The sequence below is a fragment of the Marinimicrobium sp. UBA4209 genome (assembly GCF_002381585.1).
Taxonomy (GTDB): Bacteria; Pseudomonadota; Gammaproteobacteria; order Pseudomonadales; family Cellvibrionaceae; genus Marinimicrobium; species Marinimicrobium koreense.
Genome location: NZ_DFTP01000066.1, coordinates 1 through 303 on the forward strand (window position 1 = coordinate 1; position 303 = coordinate 303).

At 55.8% G+C, this 303-nt stretch carries 1 protein-coding gene; it reads left to right on the forward strand.

Features of this window, described 5'->3' with window-relative positions; all coding sequences use genetic code 11:
- Window positions 1-193 precede the first annotated feature (193 nt).
- Window positions 194-303, forward strand: a 110-nt coding sequence (locus B3187_RS17575) for a class I tRNA ligase family protein (protein WP_414673689.1), incomplete at its 3' end; no start/stop codon positions are given.

Here is a 303-nt window from a genome sequence, read left to right on the forward strand (position 1 = left end):
CCCTTCCCCGTCTCGGCCGGTCGGTCTAGCACCCACCAAAGCCATCATAAAAAGGGTTCCGTGCCCACATTATTGCATCGAAACGGGAAAAACCAAGTGTTGTGGTCAACTTTTCCGGCTAACCCCCTGAAGAAACGGGCAAAATTTGCTATAGTGCGCCTCCTTTTTTCACCATCAGACGATCGCAGAGACCATGAGCCAAGCCGCCCGCAAAATCCTCGTGACCAGTGCCCTCCCCTACGCCAACGGCGACCTACACCTCGGGCACCTCATGGAACAGATCCAGACCGACATCTGGGTGCG